Genomic DNA, 21446 nt, shown 5'->3' with positions numbered 1-21446 from the left:
GCATGAGCTTGGAGGGCTCAGGTCGGTTTCAGCGCGCCGCCGCGACGGTCGAGCTCGTAGTCGGCGATCTGCTTGGCGCGATCGGAATGGGCCGCGGCCTGATGGTCGGTCGCGATCACCGTGTAGACCGCCGGCAGCACGAACAGCGTGAACAGCGTGCCGATCGACATGCCGGCCACGACGACCAGACCGATCGAGAAGCGGCTGGCCGCGCCTGCGCCGGTCGCGGTCAGGAGCGGGATCAGGCCGGTGACCATGGCGGCCGTCGTCATCAGGATCGGCCGCAAGCGGATGCGGGCCGACATTTCGATGGCAGAGCGGCGGTCGAGCCGCTCTTTGACCTGGAGCTCGTTGGCGAACTCCACCATCAGGATGCCGTGCTTGGTGATCAGGCCGACCAGGGTGAGCAGACCGACCTGGGTATAGATGTTCATGGTCGCCGCGCCGAAGAACAGCGGGATCAGCGCGCCGACGATCGCCATCGGCACCGAGATCATGATCACCAGCGGGTCGCGGAGGCTCTCGAACTGCGCGGCCAGCACCAGGAAGATGATGATCAGCGCGAAGCCGAAGGTGATCGCGAGCTGATTGCCTTCCTGCACATATTGCCGGGAGTCGGCCAGATAGTCGTGGCTGAAGCCCTGCGGCAGGTTCTTGGCTTCACCCTGCAGGAACTCCACCGCCTGGCCCATCGAGACGCCGGGCATCGGCACCGCCTGGAAGGTCGACGAGTTGAGCTGGTTGTAGTGGGTCAGCGCGTTGGGATCGACGCCGGTCTCGACCGAAACCACGGTCGACAGCCGCACCAGCTGCCCGGTCGCGGTGGGAACGTAGTAATCGTTGAATGCCTCGGGCGCGAGCCGCTTGGCGCGCGGCACCTGCGGGATCACCTGGTAGGACCGACCCTCGAGATTGAAGCGGTTGATGTAGTTGCCGCCGAGCAGCGTCGCCAGGGCGCCGCCGATCGACTGCATGGTGATGCCGAGGTCGCTCGCCTTCGAGCGATCGACCTTCACCCGGACCACCGGCTGGTTGAAGTCGAGGTCGCTGTCGGTGACGATGAACAGGCCGCTCTTGCGCGCCGCATCCTTCAGCTTGTTCATCTGGTCGAACACCTGTTGGAATCCGGCCGTCGAAGAGATCACCATCTGCACCGGCAGACCGCCGGGGCCGCCGGGCAGCGGCGGCAGGCTGAACGCGAACGCGCTGATGCCCTCGATCTTGGACAGCTCCGCCTGAACCAGCGGCTGCAGCGCCTGCGCGCTGCGCTTGCGCTCATCCCACGGCTTGAGCAGCATGCCAGCGATGCCGCCCTGCGGGCCGTTGATGCCGTTCAGCACGAAGCGCAGGTCGGTCTCGGGGAATTTCGCGAATTCCTTGTCGAGTTTTTCGCCGTAGAAATCGAGATAATCGATGTTGGCGTATTTCGGGGCCTTGGTCACTGCGAACACGATGCCCTGGTCTTCCTCGGGCGCCAGCTCCTTGGAGGTGTGCATATAAAGGAAACCGACGAGGCCGAGGATCGTCACGGCGAACAGCGCCGTGATCGGGCGGTAGTCGAGCGAACGGTCGAGCTGACGGCCATAGGCGCGCGTCAACGCGCCGAACACGCGATTGACCAGCCTGGCGAACCGGCCCTCCTCCGCGCTCTTGAGGAGCATCGAGCACATCATCGGCGACAGCGTCAGCGCGATCACGCCCGACACGATCACCGAGCCCGCGAGGGTGAAGGCGAATTCGCGGAACAGCGAGCCGGTGAGGCCGCCGAGGAAGCCGATCGGCGCGTACACCGCCGCGAGCGTGATCGTCATCGAGATGACGGGGCCCACGATCTCGCGCGCACCTTGCAGCGAGGCCTGAACCGGTGTCTTGCCCTCCTCAAGGTGGCGATGGATGTTCTCCACCACGACGATGGCGTCGTCGACGACGAGGCCGATCGCCAGCACCATCGCAAGCAGGGTCAGGAGGTTGAAGCTGAAGCCCAGCGCCAGCATCAGGGTGCAGACACCGATCATCGACAGCGGAATGGTGACGACGGGGATGATGACCGAGCGCAGCGAGGCCAGGAACAGGAAGATGACCACGATCACGATGATCACGGCTTCGCCCAGCGTCTTCTCCACCTCATCGATCGAGGACTGGATGAACTTGGTCGAGTCGTAGGCGACCTTCATCTTCATCGACGGCGGCAGATTCCGCTCGAGTTCAGGGAACAGCGCGCGCACGCCCTTGACCAGCGTCAGCGGGTTGCCCTGCGGCGTTGCCTGCACGCCGATGAAAATCGCGTGCTCGCCGTTGAAGGCAACACTGGCGTCCGTGCTCTGGGCGGCAAGCTCGACGGTGGCGATATCCTCCATCCGCACGAAGCCGCCGTCCTTGGCCTTGACGATCATCCGTTTGAACTGATCGATGTTCTGAAGGTCGGTATTGGCCGAGACGTTGGAGACGATGAAGAAGCCCTTGGTCTGGCCGGCGGCCGCCTGGAAGTTGTTGGCGGCGATCGCGGCGGCGACGTTGTTGGGCGACACGCCGCGTCCGGCCATTCGGGTCGGATCGAGCCAAAGACGCATCGCGAAGGTCTGGCCGCCGAGAATGTCGGCCGAGGCGACGCCGTCGACGGTCGACAGCACCGGCTGCACCACGCGCGTCAGATAGTCGGAGATCGCCGAGCCGGACAGCTCCTCGGACGAGAAGCCGAGATACATCACGGCCGTGGTCTGGCCGGTGGTCTTGGTGACGATCGGGTCGTTGGATTCCTTCGGGATCAGGTATTTGACCGAGTTGACCTTGGCCAGCACCTCGGTGAGCGCCTGGTTCGGATCGAAATTCAGCTTGATATAGACCTGAATCGTCGAAGTGCCGAGCACGGAGGACGAGGTGATGTAGTCGACGCCCTCGGCGGAGGCGACTGCCTGCTCGATCGGCGTGGTGATGAAGCCCTGGATCAGGTCCGCGGACGCGCCGGGATAGACGGTCGTGATGTTGATGACCGTGTTCGACAGCTTCGGATATTGCCGGATCGGCAGCACCATCGCCGCGCGCAGGCCGATCAGCAGGATCAGCAGGCTGACGACGACCGACAGAACCGGGCGCTTGATGAAAATATCGGTAAGGGCCATCGCCAACTCGATTCGTGTTCTGCCGGCTTGCGGCAAGATGTGGCGGAGGGCCGATGGCCCTCCGAGTTCGATGAATGAAGATCAGTAGCGCGGCGGTTCGGCGGGAACCGGCGGCGGCGGATCGGTCGAGATCGCAACCGCCATACCCGATTGCAGCTTGAGCTGGCCGAGGGCGACGACCTTGTCGCCCGCTTTCAGGCCCTTGAGGATCTCGACGCGACCCTCGACCCGGTTGCCGGTCTGCACAAAGGTGCGCACCACCGAGAGGCTGGTCTTGCCGTCCGCTTCCTTTTTCTCGGCGATCACGAACACCGAGTCGCCGTACAGGGTGTAGTCGACAGCCGTTTCCGGGATGGTCACGACCGGCGGCTTCCCGGGCAGCACCACCGTGGTGGTCACGAACATGCCGGGCTTGAGGATCTTCTCCGGATTGGCGATCGTCGCCTGCACGCGGATGTTGCGGGTGTCGGTCGCGATCTGCGGCTCGATCGTGGTGATCTTGCCCTCGAAGGTGCGGCCCGGATAGGCATCGACCGAGACGCGTACGGCCTGGCCGACCTTGATCTGCGAACTCTGCTTCTCGGTGACGGTCAGGTTGGCGTACAGCACCGACAGATCGGTCAGCGACACGATCTGCGTGCCGGCCGTCAGATACTGGCCGACTTCGACCTTGCGCATGCCGAGATCGCCGGAGAACGGCGCGCGCACCAGCTTCTGCGAGATCAACGCTTCGGTCTTGGCGATGCCGGCCTGCGCCTGGTCGTAGGAGGCCTGCGCGGCATCGACGGTCGCCTGCGGACCGAACTGGCGCGCGGCCAGTTGCTTGGCGCGGTCAAGCGACAGCTGCGCGACGGTCGCCTGCGCCTTGTAATTGGCGAGGTCGCCCTGCTCCGGCGCGTCGAACAGTTGCACCAGCGGCGTGCCGGCCTCCACGTGGCTGCCGGCGGTGAACAGGATCTCGGTGATGCGGCCCGGCACGTCGGTCGTGACGTTGACCTGGTGCACGGCGACGAGATCGCCGACGGCGGTCAGCAGGTTCGGAATCACCTCGGTCTTCGCCTCGACGGCCGACACATTCGCCGGCGGCGGCTTATTGTTGGCAAAGAACTGCGCGATCATGTGGCTGCGGAAGGCGTTGAAGCCGACCAGCGCACCGACGAGCAGGGCCAGCAACAGGCCTACGATGATGAACCAGCGCACCATGCGGACGGGACGCTTGGCTTGTTTCTCCTTGATCGGTTGCCCCGAGATGTGGCTTTCGGTCTGAATATTCATGTCATGCACTTTCTGCAGTTACCGACGGTCCTGCGATCGGCGACGGCTGGCGGCCCAAATGAGTTGAAATTGCGGCTTCGGTAAGTCCGATGCCGCGAAGGATGAATTGGCAAAGCTGGCGCTCGGCCGCGGCGGCATCGCCGTAGGGGAGACACGGTGTCGCAGGCAGCTGGGTCAGCGCACCCATCAGCACGGTATGGTGCGCAAACCAGAACAGGTTGAGCGGCTCGTCGCCGATCTTCGTGGCCTCGCCGGAGGCAATCGCCCGCTCGAGCGAGGCGGCGAAGGTCGGACCGATCAGCTTGCCGACCTTGTCGTAGAGCAGGCGCGCAAACTCGCCGTCGTCGAGATGGCTCGTCACCATCAGCCGCATCCGCTGCGCCTCTTCCTGATCAGGCGCATCACGCAGCTGCATGAAGTGACCGACCATGCCTTGCACCAGCTCGACCAGCGTCGCAGTCGAGGGCTCCTGCCCGAGCAGATGCGCGAGATCGGGATCCGCCTCGCACTCCTCGGCAAGGATCTCTGCATAGAGCGCGGCCTTGGACGGGAAATGCTTGAACAGCAGCGCCTCGGAAATGGCAGCGGCGGCCGCCACGCTCTTCGTCGTGGTGCCGGCAAAGCCGTTGCGGGCGAAACACCGCTTTGCGGCGCTCAGGATCAACTGACGCCGCAAGTCACTCGTCATGCGTAAGGTAGACATTTGGGTCGTGAGTAATCACTCACTTTACCAAAAGTCAAGGTTCTATTGCACCGCGAAAGCCACTTTAAATAGGAGTGTGGCCGATCGACCCTCTGATCCGGTTCACGAGGTAGGTGCCGTCGCGGCTAGACAGCACGCGCTCCAGATTGGCCCCGTCGATCTTTGCGCTGGCGAACCGCGGCCCCGCCGTAACGTCTTGCAAAGACGAGGCAAAAGCCTCGACCTCAGCCATCGTGCTGATCGCCCGGCTATCACCGATTCCGCAGGCTTTGGCAACACCGACCAGGTCGGCAGGCCCGCCGGTGTGGCTGGCCTGGCCGCCGGTCTCGCCATAAGCCTCATTGTCCAGCACGATGATCGAGAGATTTTTGGGCTGCTGCAGGCCGATGGTGGCAAGGCTGCCCATCCCCATCAGCATTTCACCGTCCCCGGTGATGACCAGCACCGGCAGCTTCGGCTGCGCCAGAGCGAGGCCGAGCCCGATCATCGCGGCGCCGCCCATGCCACCCCACAGGTAGAAATTGCGGGCATGGTCGCCGGCGGCGGCGATGTCATAGGTCGAGGCGCCGAGGCCGCCGACGGCGAAGGCGCCCTTGCGATCTTTCAGCAGTTCGGAAACGACGGCACGACGGTCGAGGAGATTGGCCTTGCTCATTTGGTGAAAACCTTGGCGCCGATCAGGCGCTGCGACAGAAGGACGGCAGTGGGCGTGCAGGCGTTATAGGCCTGCGCTGCGCCGGCCTCGACGACTTCGCGGACCTCTTCAGGGTGCGAGGCGCGCAGCACCTTGATCCCGGACAGTTCGAGAATCCCCTGCGTGGTCGATCCCATTGGCACCTGCCACGGATTGAATTCGCCCCACTCGCCACGCATGGTGACCAGCGTGAGGAACGGAAAGCGCAGGATCGGGATCAGCGACAGCATGTTGATGCAATTGCCGACGCCGCTCGATTGCATCAGCAGCACGCCACGCTGTCCGCCGGCCCAGGCGCCGGCGAGCAGCGCCACCCCTTCCTCCTCCGTCGTCAGCGGAATGCCGCGCATCGAGGACGACCCCAGCACCCGCTCGATCAGCTGCGAATGGCCGGCGTCCGGCACGTAGGGCACCTGACGCACCTCGAAGCGCTGCAATATCGAGAAGATCTCCTCGGGCCAGGAGGCCGCAGTGTCGGCACGGGCATGCATTGGCGTTTCCGGTCTTGTTGTTTGGTCGCGACTGTAGAGGGGCGCGCGCGCTTCATCAAAGCGCAAAACCGCATATGGCTCTGCGATTTGCTCGCACCACGCGGCGCCCGGCGCGCTGTTCCCGGCGCCTAGCAAATTGTGTTGCGCGGCCGCCGCCCGCGGCTTACGATAGTTGCAAATGAAACTAATTGGGCTGGATGCGCCATGAACGGACACGCGCGAGAACTGGCTGACGGCTTCGACCTCGAGAAGCTGACGCCGGAGTTCTACGACAACCCCTATCCGACTTATCGTGCACTGCGGGAGAACGAGCCGGTCAAGCGCCTGCCGAACGGCACCGTGTTCCTGACCCGCTACGACGACCTCGTCACCACCTACAAGAACACCAAGTCGTTCAGCTCGGACAAGAAGCGCGAGTTCGCGCCGAAATACGGCGACACCCCGCTCTACGAGCACCACACCACCAGCCTCGTCTTCAACGACCCGCCGTCCCATACCCGCGTGCGCCGCCTGATCATGGGGGCGCTGTCGCCGCGGGCGATCGCGAGCATGGAGGGCGACCTCATCAAGCTGGTCGACGGCCTGCTCGACCGGATCGAGACCCGCGACCGGTTCGAGCTGATCGGCGACTTCGCCTCGGCAATTCCGGTCGAGGTGATCGGCAATCTGCTCGACGTGCCGCACGACGAACGCGAGCCGCTACGCGACTGGTCGCTGGCGATTTTGGGGGCGCTGGAGCCCGTGATCGGCAAGGAGACGTTCGACCGCGGCAACAAGGCGGTGACGGATTTCCTCGCCTATCTCGAAACGCTGGTGGCGCGGCGGCGCGCCAAGCCGGGCAATCCCGAGCGCGACGTGCTGACGCGGCTGATCCAGGGAGAGGAGAACGGCGAGCGGCTGAGCGAGAAGGAGCTGCTGCACAATTGCATCTTCCTGCTCAACGCCGGCCACGAGACCACCACCAATCTGATCGGCAACGGCCTGGTGACGCTCACCCAAAATCCGGATCAGAAACAACGGCTGATCGCGCAGCCCCAGCTGATCAAGACGGCGGTCGAGGAGATGCTGCGCTACGAGAGCTCGAACCAGCTCGGCAACCGCATGACCGTGGAAGAGACCGAGCTCGGCGGCATCAAGCTGCCGGCGGGCACGCTGGTGACGCTGTGCATCGGCGCGGCCAACCGCGATCCCGCTCAGTTTCCAGACCCGGAACGCTTCGACATCGCACGCGCGCCAAACAGGCACCTCGCCTTCGCCACCGGCGCGCATCAATGCGCCGGCATGGCGCTGGCGCGGCTGGAAGGCGCCATCGCGATCTCGCGCTTCCTCAAACGCTTTCCGAACTACGCGCTCGACGGCGCGCCGGTTCGCGGCGGGCGGGTGCGCTTCCGCGGCTTCCTCAGCGTGCCCTGCAGCATCAGCGCATAAGACGACACATTTGGCCGGCGACAGACTTCCCTGTGGAGGAACTGATGCCCAAATCAACTGCAGGCGCGATTTGATGTAATCTCTCGGGCGCTGCAGCGGGAGTGACGCATGATGAATGCATCGGTCATTGATTTCATCGCAACAGAAGCACGGTTCGGCGCCCATAATTACGCGCCGATCGGGGTCGTCCTGTCGCGCGGCGAAGGTGTCTGGGTCTGGGATACCGAAGGCAACCGGTATCTCGATTGCCTCTCGGCCTATTCGGCGGTCAGCCAGGGCCACTGCCACCCCAAGATCCTGGCGGCGATGATCGAACAGGCGCACAGGTTGACGCTCACCTCGAGGGCCTTCCACAACGACCAGCTTGCTCCCTTCTACCGCGAGCTCGCGGAACTGACCGGTTCCCACAAAGTGCTGCCGATGAACAGCGGCGCAGAGGCGGTCGAAAGCGCGATCAAGTCGGTCCGCAAATGGGGCTACGAGGTGAAGGGTGTGCCGGACGGCCAGGCCGAGATCATCGTCTGCGCCAACAATTTCCACGGACGCACGCTGGGCATCGTCGGCTTTTCAACCGACCCCGAGACACGCACACATTTCGGGCCGTTCGCGCCGGGCTTCAGGATCATCCCGTTCGGCGACGTCGCGGCGCTGGAGCAGGCAATCACCCCAAACACGGTCGCCTTTCTGGTCGAGCCGATCCAGGGCGAAGCCGGTGTCGTCATTCCTCCAGCCGGCTATTTCGGTACGGGAGCTCTGCACCGCCAACAACGTGATGCTGGTGCTCGACGAGATCCAGACCGGGCTCGGCCGCACCGGCAAGCTGCTCGCCGAACAGCACGAGGGAATCGAGGCTGACGTGACGCTGCTCGGCAAGGCCCTGTCCGGCGGCTTCTATCCAGTGTCGGCCGTGCTCTCGAACAACGACGTGCTCGGGACCTTGAGACCCGGTCAGCATGGTTCGACCTTCGGCGGCAACCCGCTCGCCTGCGCGGTGGCGCGCGCGGCGCTGCGCGTGCTGATCGACGAGGGAATGATCGAGAACGCTGCGCAACAGGGCGCGCGCTTTCTCGCCGGCTTGCAGGACATCCGCGCCAACGTGATCCGCGAGGTTCGCGGGCGCGGCTTGATGCTGGCGGTCGAGCTGCATCCCGAGGCCGGCCGCGCTCGCCGCTACTGCGAGGCGCTTCAGGGCAAGGGCATCCTCGCCAAGGATACCCATGAGCAAACGATCCGCATCGCTCCGCCGCTGGTGATCACAAGCGACCAGGTCGATTGGGCGCTGGAGCGGCTCGCGGCGACCCTCACGCAGGACGTCTCCTGACGGTTCCCCGCGCCGGAAGACCGTAACGCCGGCCGTAGCCACAACGAACGAATCCGACGTCAGTGCGTTGAAGCACTGCGGGCGACTGTTGAAAGGAGAGCTACGCTCATGCTTTCCCGTCGCGCTTTGTTTGTTGTCTTTTCGATTGGCAGCTCGATGCTCGTGGCGAACGGCGGCGCGTCCGCCCAGCCACACGGAAAAGGTCCACCGGCGGCAAGGCCGGCTGCACCGGCCGCAATGGCGCGTCCCGCCGCGCCGATGGTACACGCCGCCCCTCCCGCGATGGCCAGGCCGCCCGCAATGGCGAGACCGCCTGCAATGGCTCGGCCACCCGCGATGGCACGGCCGGCAGCACCCGCGTTCCACGCCCCGCAGCGACCGGCGATGGCGCCGCGCCCGGCCCCGCATTTCGCCGCCCCGTCTGTGCGCCAGGCCCCCCATATCGCCGCGCCGCGTGTCGCAACGCCACGCCCCGAATTCCGTCGAGGAGCACCGCAGCGTCAAGCTCCGCATATCGCGGCGCCATCACGCCCGAGCCCAACTTCGCGCTTGAGCGAGCGGCCGTCGCCGACGGAGCGCGTTCAACAGCGCGCGCAGCAGCACCAGCAAATGATCCAGCAACGCCAGCAGGCGGCGCAGCAGCGGCAGCGTGACGCGCTCTCGCGCCAGACCACCGAGCGGCAGACCCGGATCGATCGCCTGCAGCAGCGCGTGCAGCAATTGCAGTCGCAAAAGGTCCAAGGCGCACGCGCGCAACGCGTCCATGACCGTGCCCTGCAGGCGCAGAACCGCCTGTTGCAGCGCGAGCAGCGTGCGCAGCAGGCCGACGTTACCCGCCGGCAGAGATTGGCGCCGGCAGCGACGGTTGGCGCTGCGGTCGCGACCACGGCCGCGACGCAGGCGGCTCAGCGCGAGCGATTTGCCGCGCGCTTCCGCGAGCAGGCAGGTGCGCAAGGCCAAGCAGGGCTTGCGGCGCGCCAAGGCGGCTGGGCGCCCCGGCATGCCTGGCGCCGCGGCAGCCACGCGGCCTTCGTGGCGTGGCTTGGGCCGGTGTTCTGGCCCTACGCCTATTCGGACATCTTTGACTACACGTTCTGGTCCTATGCCTACGAGCCCGGCTATTGGGCCTACGCCTATGACGACTTCGTCGACACCGTGTTCTGGGACACCAACAGTCCCTACTCCGCCTATGCCAGCATCAATCCTGGCGACTATCCGGCGACCACAGGCCGCGATCGGTCCCGTCAACGCACCGACACGAGCCCGCAGGCAATCAAGCAGCTCTGCGGCGAACCGGACAAGGGCGTCACGGCCTGGCCGCTTGCCGACATCGCGCGGGCGGTACGGCCGGACCAGCAGCAGCGCGCGCTCCTAGATGAGTTGAAGACGTCAGCGGCAAAGGCCGCCGATATCTTCAAGGACTCCTGTTCGGACAGCTATGCCATGACGCCCACCGGCCGTTTGCGGTCGATGCAGAACCGCATCAGCGCGACGCTCGAGGCGATCAAGATCGTGCGGCCGGCGCTGGAGAATTTCTACAGCTCGCTCAGCGACGAGCAACAGGCCCGCTTCAATGCGCTTGGTCCGCACGTCGGCGAGCGTTCGCCACAGCAGCAGGAGGCGACCGCGCAAACCGGCAATTGCGGCGATTTCGAAATCCGACCTGGCCCACCTGCCGATCAACCGGATCGAGGCCTCGCTTCATCCGGCTGGCAAGCAGAAGGAAGCGCTCGATCGCCTGAGCGATGCGACCACAAAAGCCATAGCGGACCTGCAGGCGGCCTGCCCGAACGACGTGCCGCTGACGCCAGTCGGCCGGCTGGAGGCGATGCAGCACCGGCTCGAGGCCATGCAGAAGGCCGCGAAGCTGATCGAGCCTGCACTGGACGAGTTCTATGCGATGCTGAGCAGCGAGCAGAAAGCCCGCTTCAACACGCTGCAGCGGGTCGCGAGCCCCTGAGACGGCCGGCCGGCCGCTCCGGATCGCCGGGCGCGCCACAGAATGCCAGTCCCCCATCTTGCCTTTGCGGCCGGCGCGCAGCAATGTCTGGTACCGGCATCCCGAAGCAATGCCGAATGACGGGGCGGGAATGAAGCGCGGCTGGATGAGCACTGGCGAGCTACGCGAGCGCTGGGGCGATTCCTTGTTGACGGTGCTCACTGTTCTGCTCCTGGTCATGATTTTCGTGGTGGCGCCGTTGCAGGCGTTGGGCCTGTTCGAATTCCAGATTTTTGAGCTCCTGCTCGCGCTGGTCCTGGTCGGCGGCGTCTTCCTGATGTCGGGCAGCACGCTGGCGGTCGTCACGATGCTGGTCGCGCTCGTCATGATCGTCACGGGCGGGATCCTGAGACTACGCTCACCTTCAATTTTCGATCTCAACTTGTTCGCCGCATCCTGGCTGCTCGTCGGCCTCACCATGGCGGTGACGGTGGCGCGCGCGACGTTCGCGCCAGGCCGCGTCACCTATCACCGTGTGATCGGCGCGGTCCTGCTCTATCTCACGGTCGCCGTGATCTTCGCGGCGCTCTACACCTTTGTCGGCACGCTGAGGCCCGACGCATTTCCCGGCATGAAGGTGGAAGACAGCCCGACATTGGCGAGCCGCGTCCTCTATTTCAGCTTCGCCACGCTCACGACGACAGGTTATGGCGACGTCGCTCCGTTGCACCCGATCGCGCGGAGCCTGTGCAATCTCGAGGCGATCTTCGGCCAGCTCTATCCGGCAACGCTGCTGGCACGGCTCGTCACGCTGGAAATCGAGCACCGCAACGAAGAGTCGTAATGAGGCACGAGGCGCGCATGCAGCGCTGCGCCCACCTGCCGGCGTCCTAGACCACTGTCCTGTGCCGCGCGATGCAGGTGCGCAGCACCTCGTCCATCGGCTTGCCCCACCAGTCGTTGGAGAATATCTCGATCTCGGAATAGCCGGCGAAGCGCTGCGCTTCGACCGCTTCGCGCACCGACTTGATGTCGATGACACCGTCGCCCATCATGCCGCGGTCGTTGAGGATGTCCCTGGTCGGCACCAGCCAGTCGCAGACGTGGAAGGCGAGCAGGCGATCCCGGCCGGCGCGCGCGATCTGCCCCATCAGCTCCGGATCCCACCAGATGTGATAGACGTCGAGCGCGACGCCGAGCATGCCGCTGCGATCAGGATCGAGCCGGTCGCAGATGTCGAGCGCCTGCTTCGTGGTGTTCACGCAGGCGCGGTCGGCTGCATAGGCCGGATGCAGCGGCTCGATCGCCAGCGGCAGCTTTGCCTGTTTCGCATAATCCAGCATCTCCGCGATGCCGTCATGCACCTGCGATCGTGCCAACGCGATATCCTTGGATGCCGCGCTGCCCGGCCGCGAATATTGCGGCAGGCCGCCGACGACGAGGACGATGCAGGAGGCGCCGAGTGCTGCCGCCTCGTCGACAGCACGGCGATTGTCGTCGCGCGCTTCGCTGCGATGCGCGCCATCTGCCGTGAACATGCCGCCGCGGCAATAGCCCGACAGTTCGAGGCCGGCCTCGCGCACGGCGCGCGCGGCGCGATCGAGACCGACGGCAGCGACCTGGTCGCGCCAGGGATCGATGGCGCGGATGCCGTGCTTCGCACAGGCCTCGATGATCGCGACGAGGTCACCCTGCTTGCGGACCGTCGCCGTGTTCAACGACAGCCAGCGGTGATCGGACGAAAAGTCGCGCATCAGGATTCGATGCCGCGCGTGGTCAGGATCGTCGTCATCCGGCGCGTAGCTAGCTCCGGATTGGCGAGCAGGCCGGCCTTGTCAGCCAGCCGGAACAGCTCGGCCAGATGCAGCGTGGAGCGCGTACTCTCCTGGCCGCCGACCATCGTGAAATGATTCTGGTGGCCGTTGAGATAGGCCATGAACACGACGCCGGTCTTGTAGAAGCGCGTCGGCGCCTTGAAGATGTGACGCGACAACGGCACGGTCGGGCCGAGCACGTCGTGGAAGCCGGCCTCGTCGCCGGCCGCCAGCCGCGACAGCGCATAGGACGCCGCCGGCGCGATCGCATCGAAGATGCCGAGCAGCGCGTGGGAAAAACCCTGCTCGTCGCCGGCGATCAGCTCGGCATAGTTGAAGTCGTCGCCGGTATACATCCTGATGCGCTTGTCGAGACGACGGCGCATGTCGATCTCGCGCTGCTTGTCGAGCAGCGAGACTTTCACGCCGTCGACCTTGGCGGCGTTGCCATTGATGATGGCAACCGCCGTGTTCATCGCCTGATCGAGATCCTTGGTGCCCCAGTATCCCGTCAGGGCCGGATCGAACATGTCGCCGAGCCAGTGGATGATCACGGGCTCGCGAACCTGCGACAGCACGCGGTCATAGACCTTGGCATAATCGTCGGCGTTGCGCCCGAGCTTGGCCAGCGCGCGCGACGCCATCAGGATGATGCGGCCGCCGACCTTCTCGACTGCCGCAATCTGCTCCTCATAGGCGCGGATCACGTCATCGAGGCTCTTGGCATCATCGACTGCAAGATGGTCCGTGCCCGCGCCGGAGAACACCAGCGCATTGCCCCTGGCCTTTGCCGCCTTTACCGAGCGCTGGATCAGTTCGAGCGAGGTCGGCCAGTCCAGCCCCATGCCGCGCTGCGCGGTGTCCATGGCTTCGGCGACGCCGAGGCCGAGGTCCCAGACGTGCTCACGAAACGCGATCGTCTTGTCCCAGTCGATCGCCGCGGCTAGCCAGGGATCGACGTCGGCGCGCGGATCGGCCACCACATGCGCGGCCGAGAATGCTATGCGGTTCAGCGTACCCTCGAGCTTCGCCGGAAAGGTCCGCGACGCCGCCAGGCGATAAGTCTCCAGGCCGCCGCCAGCGGTCGGCAGCTTCAGCGACAGCGATGACATCGGTCGGACAGGCTTGTTCATGACAAAGTCCCTTCTCAGACTGATATCGGGGCGACGTCGATCCAGCGCCGCTCCTTCCAGCTCTTCAACGCGCATTCGGCGAGCTGCACGCCCTTGACGCCTTCAAGGAGCGTGAACTTGTAGGGCGCATCCTCGTAGACGTGGCGGATGAACATCTCCCACTGCTCTTTGAAGCCGTTGTCGTAGGTGACGTTGTCGGGCAGCTTCTGCCAGTCGCCGTAGAAATCGTGCAGACGCTTCTCGTCCGGATTCCACACCGGCCTCGGGGTCGCCTGCCGCGCCTGGATCATGCAGTCGGTGAGGCCTGCGACCGCCGAGCCGTGGGTGCCGTCGACCTGGAAGGTGACGAGGTCGTCGCGATAGACGCGCGTCACCCAGGACATGTTGATGTGGGCGATGATGCCGCCTTCGAGCTGGAAGGTCGCGTAGGCGGAATCGTCCGCGGTCGCCTTGTACTTCTTGCCCTGCTCGTCGTAGCGCTCGGGGATGTCGGTATTGCCGATGCAGACCACGCTCTGGACGTTGCCGAAGAGGTTGTCGAGCACGTAGCGCCAGTGGCAGACCATGTCCAGGATGATGCCGCCGCCGTCCTCGTCGCGGTAATTCCAGGACGGCCGCTGCGCCTCCTGCCAGCCGCCTTCGAACACCCAATAGCCGAACTCGCCACGCACCGAGAGGATGCGGCCGAAGAAGCCGGAATCGCGCAGGAAGGCGATCTTCTTCAGGCCCGGAAGGAACAGCTTGTCCTGCACCGTGCCGTGCTTGATGCCCTTCGAATTGGCAAGCTTGACGACTTCGAGCGCTTCCTCAAAGTTCGTCGCGATCGGTTTTTCGCAATAGACGTGCTTGCCGGCATTGATGGCCTTGGTCAGCAGCGAAGGCCGCGCCTGCGTGGTGGCGGCGTCGAAGAACACGGTGTCGCCCTTGTCCGCGAGCGCGCGATCGAGATCGGTGGTGTGGCGTTCGATGCTGTAGCGTTTTGCCAACGCGCCGACCTTCTCTGCGCTGCGGCCGACCAGGATCGGATCGGGCATCACGCGATCGCCGTTCTTCAGGCGGACACCGCCCTGGTCGCGGATCGCGACGATCGAGCGGATCAGATGCTGGTTGAGCCCCATGCGGCCGGTGACGCCGTTCATGATGAGGCCGAGACGTTGGGTGGTCATGCTGCTTGCTCCTGCGAAACGCGTGATGTTGGCCGCTTGAGCGGCTGCATGGTCGACCAGTTCGGATGGATCGAACTGGCAAAGCCCGGCGCGGCGGCGATCGATCCGGTCAGCAGATCGCCGTCATGGATCGCGAGGCGGACCTTACCGCCCTCGCGCGTGTAGAGATCGGGATGCGCGGTGAGGAAGGCGTCGGCCTCGTCAGCCGGGGTGTCGCCAAAGCCGTCGACGTAGTGATGGCCGTTGCGTTCGGCATGGGTCACGCCGAGGAAGGCACCGAGCGCGAGGTCCTGCTGCACGGCAAGACCGGCCTGGCAAGTGAGGTCCTCGCCGGTGACGAAATACCGGCCGCCATCCGCGCTCCACACCGCCGCACGGGTGGCGTTGATGATCGATTTGTAGACGCCCTTGCACGATTTCGAGGAGATGCCTCGATAGCCGAGCGCGCGCGCCTGCGGGAATGCATCATAGGAATCGTCGGCTTCGTCGATGATGAAGCCGTGCGCCGCCAGTTTCCCGAGCGGCGAGGCTCTTGTTATATCGCGCGGCATCGGCTGCTCGATATAGAGCAGGTTTGCCCTGATCGGCTGCAACGCCGCGTCATGGTCGAGCCGGTCGACCAGCGCGTTCAGCGCGACGAGGTCCGCATATTGCTCGTTGGCGTCGAGTGTGATCCTGGTTGCGTAAGGCAGCTTTGCGAGCTCGCTGCCGATCCGCGTCAGCCGCGCCGCGTCGGCCGTAGGATCGCCCGACAGCTTGAGCTTGAAATAGCGCGCACCTGCGTTCTCGTTGCGATCGGCGACACCGCCCTCGCCTTCGACCTTGTCGTCCATTCCGACCGTGTGCCTGACGGCGACACGGTCAAGCCGCTTGCGCGTCGACAGGAACCGCGCGATGGCCGCATCGTCGAGATCCGCCGTCAGTCGCGCGTCCATGCCGGCGATGTTGCCGGCCATCCCGTCGAAGAAGCTGGTCTCGGCTGCACGAAGCAGCGCATCGAGGATCGCCTTGTCGATCTCGGCCGGGCCAAAGCCGGCGGCAAGCGGCGGAATGTCTTCGGCGGCGCAGGCTGCAACCTGCGGGCCGATACGTTCGGCATGGAGGCCGAATGCTGTGTCAAAGCCCTTCGCCAGGTAGAGCTCGCGTGCAATCGCAAGCGAGCGGCGAAGCCCGTCAAGCGACTGCGCTTCGGTCAGACGCGGCCGCTTGTCGAACCATTTCGGCGCCAGCATCTCGGCGCCGGCGCCAGTGGCGCGCCCCTTGCCTTCCACCTCGATCTCGACCTGCACGAACATCTGCGTCGACGCGGTGATCGTCACCGCGCCGAAGCGGAACGGCCGGGCGAACACCAGCGGCCGTTCGAAGAACGCGATATCGTTGACCTTGAGGCGAAGCGGCATTGAAGGCTCGGGTGTTAGTCCAGCGACCCCTGTGTGAAGAAGTGTTTGCGGATGCGCTGCACGAGCTCGGTGAAGACAGGATCGGCCATCGCATCGAGCGAGCGCGGGCGCGGCAGCGGCACGTCGTAGATCGCGGCGACCGCACCGGGGCGCTCGGTCATGACCAGAACGCGGTCGGCGAGGAACACGGCCTCGGGAATCGAATGCGTGATCAGCAGCACCGTCTTCTTCGTCTCGCGCTGGATCCGCATCAATTCGACATTCATGCGCTCGCGCGTCAACGCATCGAGCGCACCGAACGGCTCGTCCATCAGCATGATCCTGGGATCGTGCACCAGCGCGCGGCAGATCGAGGCGCGCTGCTGCATGCCACCGGAGAGCTGCCAGGGCAGCTTCTTCTCGAAGCCTTCGAGCCCGACCAGCTTCAAGAGCGACTTGGCGCGCGCGAGATATTCCTGCCGCGGCAGCCGCTTCATGTCGATCGGCAGCATCACGTTGGCGAGGATGTTGCGCCATGGCAGCAGCAGCGCGTTCTGGAAGACGATGCCGACATTGCCGTGCGGCCTCGTCACCTTCTCGCCTTCGACCAGGATTTCGCCCGTCGTCGGCGGCAGCAGGCCCGAGATCAGCTTGAGCAGCGTGGATTTGCCGCAGCCGCTCGGACCGACCACGACGAAGAACTCACCGTCGTTGATGTGGAAGTCGAGCGGCCGCAGCGACGGCACGTCGCCGTCGCGCGTCCGGTAGGTCTTCGACACGCCTGACAGCTTGATGCCCGCCGCGCGGTCCGACACCAGCCGCAGATGCGCGGCGGGCTGGCTGACGGGGGTTGGTTTCGTCGCAGGATTCATCGCAGCCCCCTCCACCCGTCGTCCCGGCGAAGGCCGGGACCCATATGCCGCGGCCTTTCATTCGGGCACATGGGGAGAGACCTCTCGCAACAACTGGAGCCGGTGGTTATGGGTCCCCTGAGTTCGCAAACGAAGTGCAACACTTCCTTGAGGAGGTGTTGCCATGGGGCGGACTTACAAGCAGCTCTCTCTGGACGACCGATGCGAGATTGCCTGCCTATCGGCCAATGGCAGCTCGGTCCGGCAAATCGCGGCAGCTCTGGATCGCTCGCCATCAACGGTCTCTCGGGAACTGAGGCGCAATCGGGGGAGCCAGGTCGGCTACAAGCCAAACTATGCCCAGCACCAGATGCGAGCGCGGCGCTGGACGGGCGGACGCCTCGAACGGGAGCCCGGCCTGCGCCGCGCGGTGTTGGAACGCCTTCGCCGGGGCTGGTCGCCCGAGCAGGTCGCCGGCCGGCTGGCCCGCGAGTCCGGGCGCAAGGTGATCTCGCACGAGACCATCTACCGCTTCATCTATGCCCAACTCAGGCGCACCACGGATTTCAACTGGCGGCGCTATCTGCCGCGCGCCAAGAGCAAGCGCGGCCGCCGCGGCAAGAGGGGCGGCAGCCCCGCAAGCTTCATCGAAGGCCGTGTTTCCTTGGCAAATCGGCCGATCGAAGTGGCCGACCGCAGCGTGCCCGGACACTGGGAGGCCGACCTGATGATGTTCTCGAAATACGGTCAGGCCGTGCTGACCGTGCACGAGCGCACCTCGCGTCTGCTGCTCGGCATCCGCCTTGCCAGCAAGGTCGCGCGCGGTGTCGCCCGCCATCTCGTGGGCTTCTTCGCGACCCTGCCACAGGAGCTGCGCCAGACCGTGACCTTCGACAACGGCACCGAGTTCGCCGGTCACCTGGCGCTGCACCGCCTCTCGATCGAGACCTTCTTCTGCGATCCCCACGCCCCCTGGCAGAAGGGCGGCATCGAGAACGCTATCGGCAGGATGCGCCGCTTTATTCCCCGCAAGACCGATCTCGTAACCCTCTCGACCGCCAGATTCCGCCAGTTCATCGCCGCCTACAACAACACCCCGCGCAAATGCCTTGACTACCGCACGCCTGCCGAGGCCTTTGCTCAAGTGTTGCACTTCGAATGTGAATCTACCTCCCGGCCTTCGCCGGGACGACAGTCGGCGGTGATGGCTCACGAATTGCTCTTCGGCAGATAGTCGTTGGTGTAGAAGGCCTTCGGGTTGTCCTTGGCCTTGGCGTCGAGACCGCCATATTCGACCATCAAATTGACGGAGTCCGTCATGTTCTGGTCGGTGACCTGGAACGGCCGCTTGCCCTTGGTCTCCGCAGTCCGGTAGAGCGGAATGGTCAGCTCGAAACCTTGCGTCAGCGTATCGATCTTGCCGCCCTTGGGGTTGGCATCGAGGATCGCCTGCGCCGCGGCCTTCGGCTCCTTCTCGGCAGCTTCGACTGCTTTCGTCGTCGCCGACATGAAGCGGCGGACGAGATCCGCATTGGCCTTCACATAGTCGGAATTGGCGATGACGCCCGACGACACCATGTTGATGCCATAGTCGGCGAACTTGATCGGATAGACGTCCTTGCCGGTGGCGTCCTTGATCTTCATCGACTGGTCCATGACGTAGCCGAGCAAAAGGTCGGCTTGGCCATTGATGACGGCGTTAAGCTTGGTCTGGCCGTCGCCGGCGACGGTCTTGAAGTCGCTCTCCTTCAGGCCGGTCTTCTTCAGGAGCAGCGGCCAAATCTGGGTCATGGAATCAGCGGGAGTGATCGCCACCGTCTTGCCCTTGATGTCCTCGGGCTTCCTGATGTTCTTGTCGGCGAAGCCCATCGCGGACATCGGGCTGGTCTGGAGCAGCACGCCGGTCGCAACCACGGGCGCGCCCTTGATCGCGGCGCGCATCATGGTGGGAACGTCGACATAGCCGAAATCTGCCGTCTTGGCAGCGACGGCCTGCGTGGTCGCAGCCGAGCCGCGGCCTTCCTGGATCTCGAGCTCGATGCCTTCGGCCGCGTAGATGCCCTTGGCCTTGCCGTAATAGAACGGCGCGTGCTCGCCATAGACGTACCAGTTGAGCATCAGCACGACCTTGTCGGCCGCGGATGCAGGGGCCACCGCAAGCGCGGTCCAGGCCAGCGCGGCGCCTGCGACCGCAATCAAACGCTTCATGGTTGTTCTCCCTTTATTGTCCGCGGTCCTTGCTTGGACCGCTTGTCCGTTTGCTGCGCTAGGAAGCGAAGATGATGTCTTCGCGCTGGCTGACATGCCAGGGAATGACCAGCTTCTCGATCCGATCCACGATCCAGAACAGGATCACGCCGAGCAGCGCGAGGATCACCAGCGCCGCAAACATCGTCGGCAGGTCGAACGTGCCGATCGAGCGCTGCATGACGTAGCCGATGCCGGAATTGGAGCCGACGAACTCGCCGACGACGGCGCCGACCACGGCCAGCGTCACCGACACTTTGAGGCCAGAGAAGATCGCCGGCAGCGCATGCGGCAGGTTCACCGCGCGGAACACCTGGAAACGGCTGCCCTGCATGGCGCGGGCGAGATCGACCATGTCAGGATCGACCGATTTGAAGCCCTGCACGGCGGACACCACCACGGGAAAGAAGCCGAGCAGGAAGGCCGAAATGACTTTGGGAATGATGCCGAAGCCGAACCAAACCACGAACAGCGGTGCGATCGCGATCTTGGGCACGGACTGCGAGAACACCAGCAGCGGATAGACGTAGCTCTCCACCGTCTTCGAGCCCGCGATCAGCATCGCCACGGGAATGCCGAACAGCGCCGAGAGCAGGAAGCCGCAGACGGTCGCATAGGTGGTCGGCCAGGACTGGCGCAGCAGTTCCGGCCATTCGCTCCACAGCACCGCGACGACGTCGCCGGGCGAGGGAATTTGGTAGGCGGGAATATGGAACAGGCGGATCGCGAGGTCCCAGGCCGCCACGATGACAACCAAAAACAGGAACGGACGTACCCACGCCGCATTCAGCACCTTCGACAGGCCCGAAGGGCTCTTTGCCTCCGCCACGTCACGCTCCCTTTGCAGTCTCTCTGTTCGTTCAGAAATTAACCCGTTGGATAAATACTGTCCAGCCCCAAGCGCGCGGCAAAATCGCGCCGAAATACGCGACTTTCGTCAGGCGAGAATTTTTGTCGGATGAGACTTCGTAGCCCGGATTGCGCTTCGCTCCATCCGGGCTACGGGCATCAGTGATGAGCGCGAACGTGCGCCTCACACCACGCGGTGCTCGGCCGCGCGCAGCACCGGCATCGCGCCGCCGAACGCCGCCGTGGATTTGCCGGTCAGCGCCGCCAGCACCAGCGCGGTCATGTGCTCGAGGCGCTCGTCGCGGGCGTCCTTCTTCAAGAGGTCGCGACCGAAGATCACGCTCAGCGTAGCGCTGTTGGAGAGATAGAAGAAGCTCAGCGCCGCGATCGAGATATAGAGCTGCACTGGATCGACTGCGACCTGGAAATCGCCGCTGTCGACGCCCCGCCGAACCACGGTGCGGATCATCTCGACGAAGGGCGAATGCATCGACTTGACCTTGGTCGAACGCTTCAGGTGTTTCGCCTTAGCGAGGTTTTCGGTGTTCAGCAGCGACAGGAATTCGGGATTGCGCAGGAAGTAATTCCAGGTGAACTCGATCAGGCGGCGGATCGCCTCGGGCGGATCGAGATGCTCGAGATCGAGCCCGCGCTCCTCGCTGCGGATCTTGTCATAGGCGCCTTCGAGCACCGCGAGATAGAGCTCGTCCTTGTTGCCGACGTGATAGTACAGCATGCGCTTGTTCGCGCCGGCCTTCGCCGCGATGCGGTCGACGCGCGCGCCGGCGAGCCCATGGGCGGAAAACTCCTGCTTGGCAGCTTCGAGAATGCGCAGCCGCATCCCCTCGGGATCGCGTTGCCATCTCTGAATTCGCTTTGCCTTGGCCAAATCGATCGCCCGTGATGCTGAATTGATGAATGTAGCATGACGAACGACGTTTGAGAACGAATGTTGTCGTGACGGCCATGCGGGAATATTTCTCGCAACCACCCTCCTCGTCATTCCCCGGTGCGCAATTGCGCACCTGAAGGCGTGC

The 21446-nt window shown here is 64.6% G+C and carries 18 protein-coding genes and 2 pseudogenes; 6 read left to right on the top strand and 14 right to left on the bottom strand.

The features are described 5' to 3' along the window. Window positions 1-17: 17 nt before the first annotated feature. The 5 genes from RX327_RS13110 to RX327_RS13090 all read right to left on the bottom strand — a co-directional run bounded on the left by RX327_RS13110 (window position 18) and on the right by RX327_RS13090 (window position 6282). Entirely contained in the window at window positions 18-3119 is a 3102-nt protein-coding gene (locus tag RX327_RS13110) for a MexW/MexI family multidrug efflux RND transporter permease subunit (RefSeq protein WP_317250489.1), read from the bottom strand. Between the two features lie 81 nt (window positions 3120-3200). Continuing rightward, entirely contained in the window at window positions 3201-4394 is a 1194-nt protein-coding gene (locus RX327_RS13105) for an efflux RND transporter periplasmic adaptor subunit (protein WP_317250488.1), read from the bottom strand. 1 nt (window position 4395) lies between these two features. After that, entirely contained in the window at window positions 4396-5097 is a 702-nt protein-coding gene (locus RX327_RS13100) for a TetR/AcrR family transcriptional regulator (RefSeq protein WP_317250487.1), read from the bottom strand. 64 nt (window positions 5098-5161) lie between these two features. Then, window positions 5162-5752 (bottom strand): thiamine pyrophosphate-dependent enzyme, encoded by a 591-nt coding sequence (locus tag RX327_RS13095; RefSeq protein WP_317250486.1) that lies wholly within the window; start codon window positions 5750-5752, stop codon window positions 5162-5164. Beyond that, complete coding sequence (locus RX327_RS13090; RefSeq protein ID WP_317250485.1) at window positions 5749-6282, bottom strand: phosphonopyruvate decarboxylase; 534 nt, start codon at window positions 6280-6282, stop codon at window positions 5749-5751. The genes RX327_RS13095 and RX327_RS13090 overlap by 4 nt, the downstream gene beginning before the upstream one ends. A gap of 204 nt (window positions 6283-6486) precedes the next feature. Between RX327_RS13090 and RX327_RS13085 the strand changes: the two genes are divergently transcribed. Together RX327_RS13085 and rocD are read left to right on the top strand one after the other, a co-directional pair. After that, window positions 6487-7710 (top strand): cytochrome P450, encoded by a 1224-nt coding sequence (locus RX327_RS13085; protein ID WP_317250484.1) that lies wholly within the window; start codon window positions 6487-6489, stop codon window positions 7708-7710. Between the two features lie 111 nt (window positions 7711-7821). Next, window positions 7822-9031, top strand: a pseudogene (gene rocD / locus RX327_RS13080) (ornithine--oxo-acid transaminase). A gap of 525 nt (window positions 9032-9556) precedes the next feature. Here the strand turns inward: rocD and RX327_RS13075 are convergent. Then, window positions 9557-9991 carry a hypothetical protein gene (locus tag RX327_RS13075; RefSeq protein WP_244482388.1) on the bottom strand — a complete coding sequence of 145 codons (435 nt, stop codon included), beginning with the start codon at window positions 9989-9991 and terminating at the stop codon, window positions 9557-9559. A 72-nt stretch (window positions 9992-10063) separates the two neighbouring features. On the opposite strand from RX327_RS13075, the pseudogene RX327_RS13070 reads away from it, so the two are divergent. From RX327_RS13070 to RX327_RS13060, 3 genes and pseudogenes are all read left to right on the top strand, one after another. Further along, window positions 10064-10552, top strand: a pseudogene (locus tag RX327_RS13070) (Spy/CpxP family protein refolding chaperone); the annotation flags it as partial. 52 nt (window positions 10553-10604) lie between these two features. Further along, entirely contained in the window at window positions 10605-10991 is a 387-nt protein-coding gene (locus tag RX327_RS13065) for a Spy/CpxP family protein refolding chaperone (RefSeq protein ID WP_317250483.1), read from the top strand. Window positions 10992-11136: 145 nt separating this feature from the next. Continuing rightward, the gene (locus tag RX327_RS13060; RefSeq protein ID WP_225160765.1) at window positions 11137-11814 is read left to right on the top strand and encodes a potassium channel family protein; all 678 of its coding nucleotides are present in this window, start codon (window positions 11137-11139) and stop codon (window positions 11812-11814) included. A 46-nt stretch (window positions 11815-11860) separates the two neighbouring features. Here RX327_RS13060 and RX327_RS13055 read toward each other — a convergent pair whose 3' ends face one another. Genes RX327_RS13055 through RX327_RS13035 form a run of 5 tightly spaced genes read right to left on the bottom strand, consistent with a single transcriptional unit; the run spans window position 11861 to window position 17334 of the window. After that, on the bottom strand, window positions 11861-12724 hold the full coding sequence (locus tag RX327_RS13055) for a sugar phosphate isomerase/epimerase family protein (RefSeq protein WP_317250482.1): 864 nt from the start codon (window positions 12722-12724) through the stop codon (window positions 11861-11863). Further along, a complete protein-coding gene (locus RX327_RS13050) occupies window positions 12724-13917 on the bottom strand; it encodes a dihydrodipicolinate synthase family protein (RefSeq protein ID WP_317250481.1) in 1194 nt (397 codons plus the stop codon). The genes RX327_RS13055 and RX327_RS13050 overlap by 1 nt, the downstream gene beginning before the upstream one ends. Before the next feature lie 14 nt (window positions 13918-13931). After that, window positions 13932-15083 (bottom strand): Gfo/Idh/MocA family oxidoreductase, encoded by a 1152-nt coding sequence (locus RX327_RS13045; protein ID WP_317250480.1) that lies wholly within the window; start codon window positions 15081-15083, stop codon window positions 13932-13934. Further along, a complete protein-coding gene (locus RX327_RS13040) occupies window positions 15080-16483 on the bottom strand; it encodes a hypothetical protein (protein WP_317250479.1) in 1404 nt (467 codons plus the stop codon). The genes RX327_RS13045 and RX327_RS13040 overlap by 4 nt, the downstream gene beginning before the upstream one ends. Window positions 16484-16497: 14 nt before the next feature. Then, window positions 16498-17334: an ABC transporter ATP-binding protein gene (locus RX327_RS13035; protein WP_317250478.1), complete on the bottom strand. Its 837-nt coding sequence runs from the start codon at window positions 17332-17334 to the stop codon at window positions 16498-16500. 163 nt (window positions 17335-17497) lie between these two features. On the opposite strand from RX327_RS13035, the gene RX327_RS13030 reads away from it, so the two are divergent. After that, on the top strand, window positions 17498-18547 hold the full coding sequence (locus tag RX327_RS13030) for an IS30 family transposase (RefSeq protein WP_317250477.1): 1050 nt from the start codon (window positions 17498-17500) through the stop codon (window positions 18545-18547). On the opposite strand, the gene RX327_RS13025 is transcribed toward RX327_RS13030, so the two are convergent. The 3 genes from RX327_RS13025 to RX327_RS13015 form a co-directional block, all read right to left on the bottom strand. Continuing rightward, window positions 18523-19521, bottom strand: coding sequence for an ABC transporter substrate-binding protein (locus tag RX327_RS13025; protein WP_317250476.1), 999 nt, complete (start codon window positions 19519-19521; stop codon window positions 18523-18525). The genes RX327_RS13030 and RX327_RS13025 overlap by 25 nt on opposite strands. A 58-nt stretch (window positions 19522-19579) precedes the next feature. Next, the gene (locus tag RX327_RS13020; protein ID WP_317250475.1) at window positions 19580-20389 is read right to left on the bottom strand and encodes an ABC transporter permease; all 810 of its coding nucleotides are present in this window, start codon (window positions 20387-20389) and stop codon (window positions 19580-19582) included. A 204-nt stretch (window positions 20390-20593) separates the two neighbouring features. Next, window positions 20594-21250: a TetR/AcrR family transcriptional regulator gene (locus RX327_RS13015; protein ID WP_317250474.1), complete on the bottom strand. Its 657-nt coding sequence runs from the start codon at window positions 21248-21250 to the stop codon at window positions 20594-20596. Window positions 21251-21446: the final 196 nt, after the last annotated feature.

The sequence above is a fragment of the Bradyrhizobium sp. BEA-2-5 genome (assembly GCF_032918025.1).
GTDB classification, from domain to species: domain Bacteria; phylum Pseudomonadota; class Alphaproteobacteria; order Rhizobiales; family Xanthobacteraceae; genus Bradyrhizobium; species Bradyrhizobium pachyrhizi.
Note: the sequence above shows the minus strand (reverse complement) of the source record. Positions and strands in the feature narration are given on the sequence as shown.

Coding starts and splice junctions, on each gene's coding strand:
- RX327_RS13110 (WP_317250489.1), bottom strand. CDS start 3,119: ATGGCCCTTACCGATATTTTCATCAAGCGCCCGGTTCTGTCGGTCGTC.
- RX327_RS13105 (WP_317250488.1), bottom strand. CDS start 4,394: ATGAATATTCAGACCGAAAGCCACATCTCGGGGCAACCGATCAAGGAG.
- RX327_RS13100 (WP_317250487.1), bottom strand. CDS start 5,097: ATGTCTACCTTACGCATGACGAGTGACTTGCGGCGTCAGTTGATCCTG.
- RX327_RS13095 (WP_317250486.1), bottom strand. CDS start 5,752: ATGAGCAAGGCCAATCTCCTCGACCGTCGTGCCGTCGTTTCCGAACTG.
- RX327_RS13090 (WP_317250485.1), bottom strand. CDS start 6,282: ATGCATGCCCGTGCCGACACTGCGGCCTCCTGGCCCGAGGAGATCTTC.
- RX327_RS13085 (WP_317250484.1), top strand. CDS start 6,487: ATGAACGGACACGCGCGAGAACTGGCTGACGGCTTCGACCTCGAGAAG.
- RX327_RS13065 (WP_317250483.1), top strand. CDS start 10,605: ATGCGCTTGGTCCGCACGTCGGCGAGCGTTCGCCACAGCAGCAGGAGG.
- RX327_RS13060 (WP_225160765.1), top strand. CDS start 11,137: ATGAGCACTGGCGAGCTACGCGAGCGCTGGGGCGATTCCTTGTTGACG.
- RX327_RS13055 (WP_317250482.1), bottom strand. CDS start 12,724: ATGCGCGACTTTTCGTCCGATCACCGCTGGCTGTCGTTGAACACGGCG.
- RX327_RS13050 (WP_317250481.1), bottom strand. CDS start 13,917: ATGAACAAGCCTGTCCGACCGATGTCATCGCTGTCGCTGAAGCTGCCG.
- RX327_RS13045 (WP_317250480.1), bottom strand. CDS start 15,083: ATGACCACCCAACGTCTCGGCCTCATCATGAACGGCGTCACCGGCCGC.
- RX327_RS13040 (WP_317250479.1), bottom strand. CDS start 16,483: ATGCCGCTTCGCCTCAAGGTCAACGATATCGCGTTCTTCGAACGGCCG.
- RX327_RS13035 (WP_317250478.1), bottom strand. CDS start 17,334: ATGAATCCTGCGACGAAACCAACCCCCGTCAGCCAGCCCGCCGCGCAT.
- RX327_RS13030 (WP_317250477.1), top strand. CDS start 17,498: ATGGGGCGGACTTACAAGCAGCTCTCTCTGGACGACCGATGCGAGATT.
- RX327_RS13025 (WP_317250476.1), bottom strand. CDS start 19,521: ATGAAGCGTTTGATTGCGGTCGCAGGCGCCGCGCTGGCCTGGACCGCG.
- RX327_RS13015 (WP_317250474.1), bottom strand. CDS start 21,250: ATGCGGCTGCGCATTCTCGAAGCTGCCAAGCAGGAGTTTTCCGCCCAT.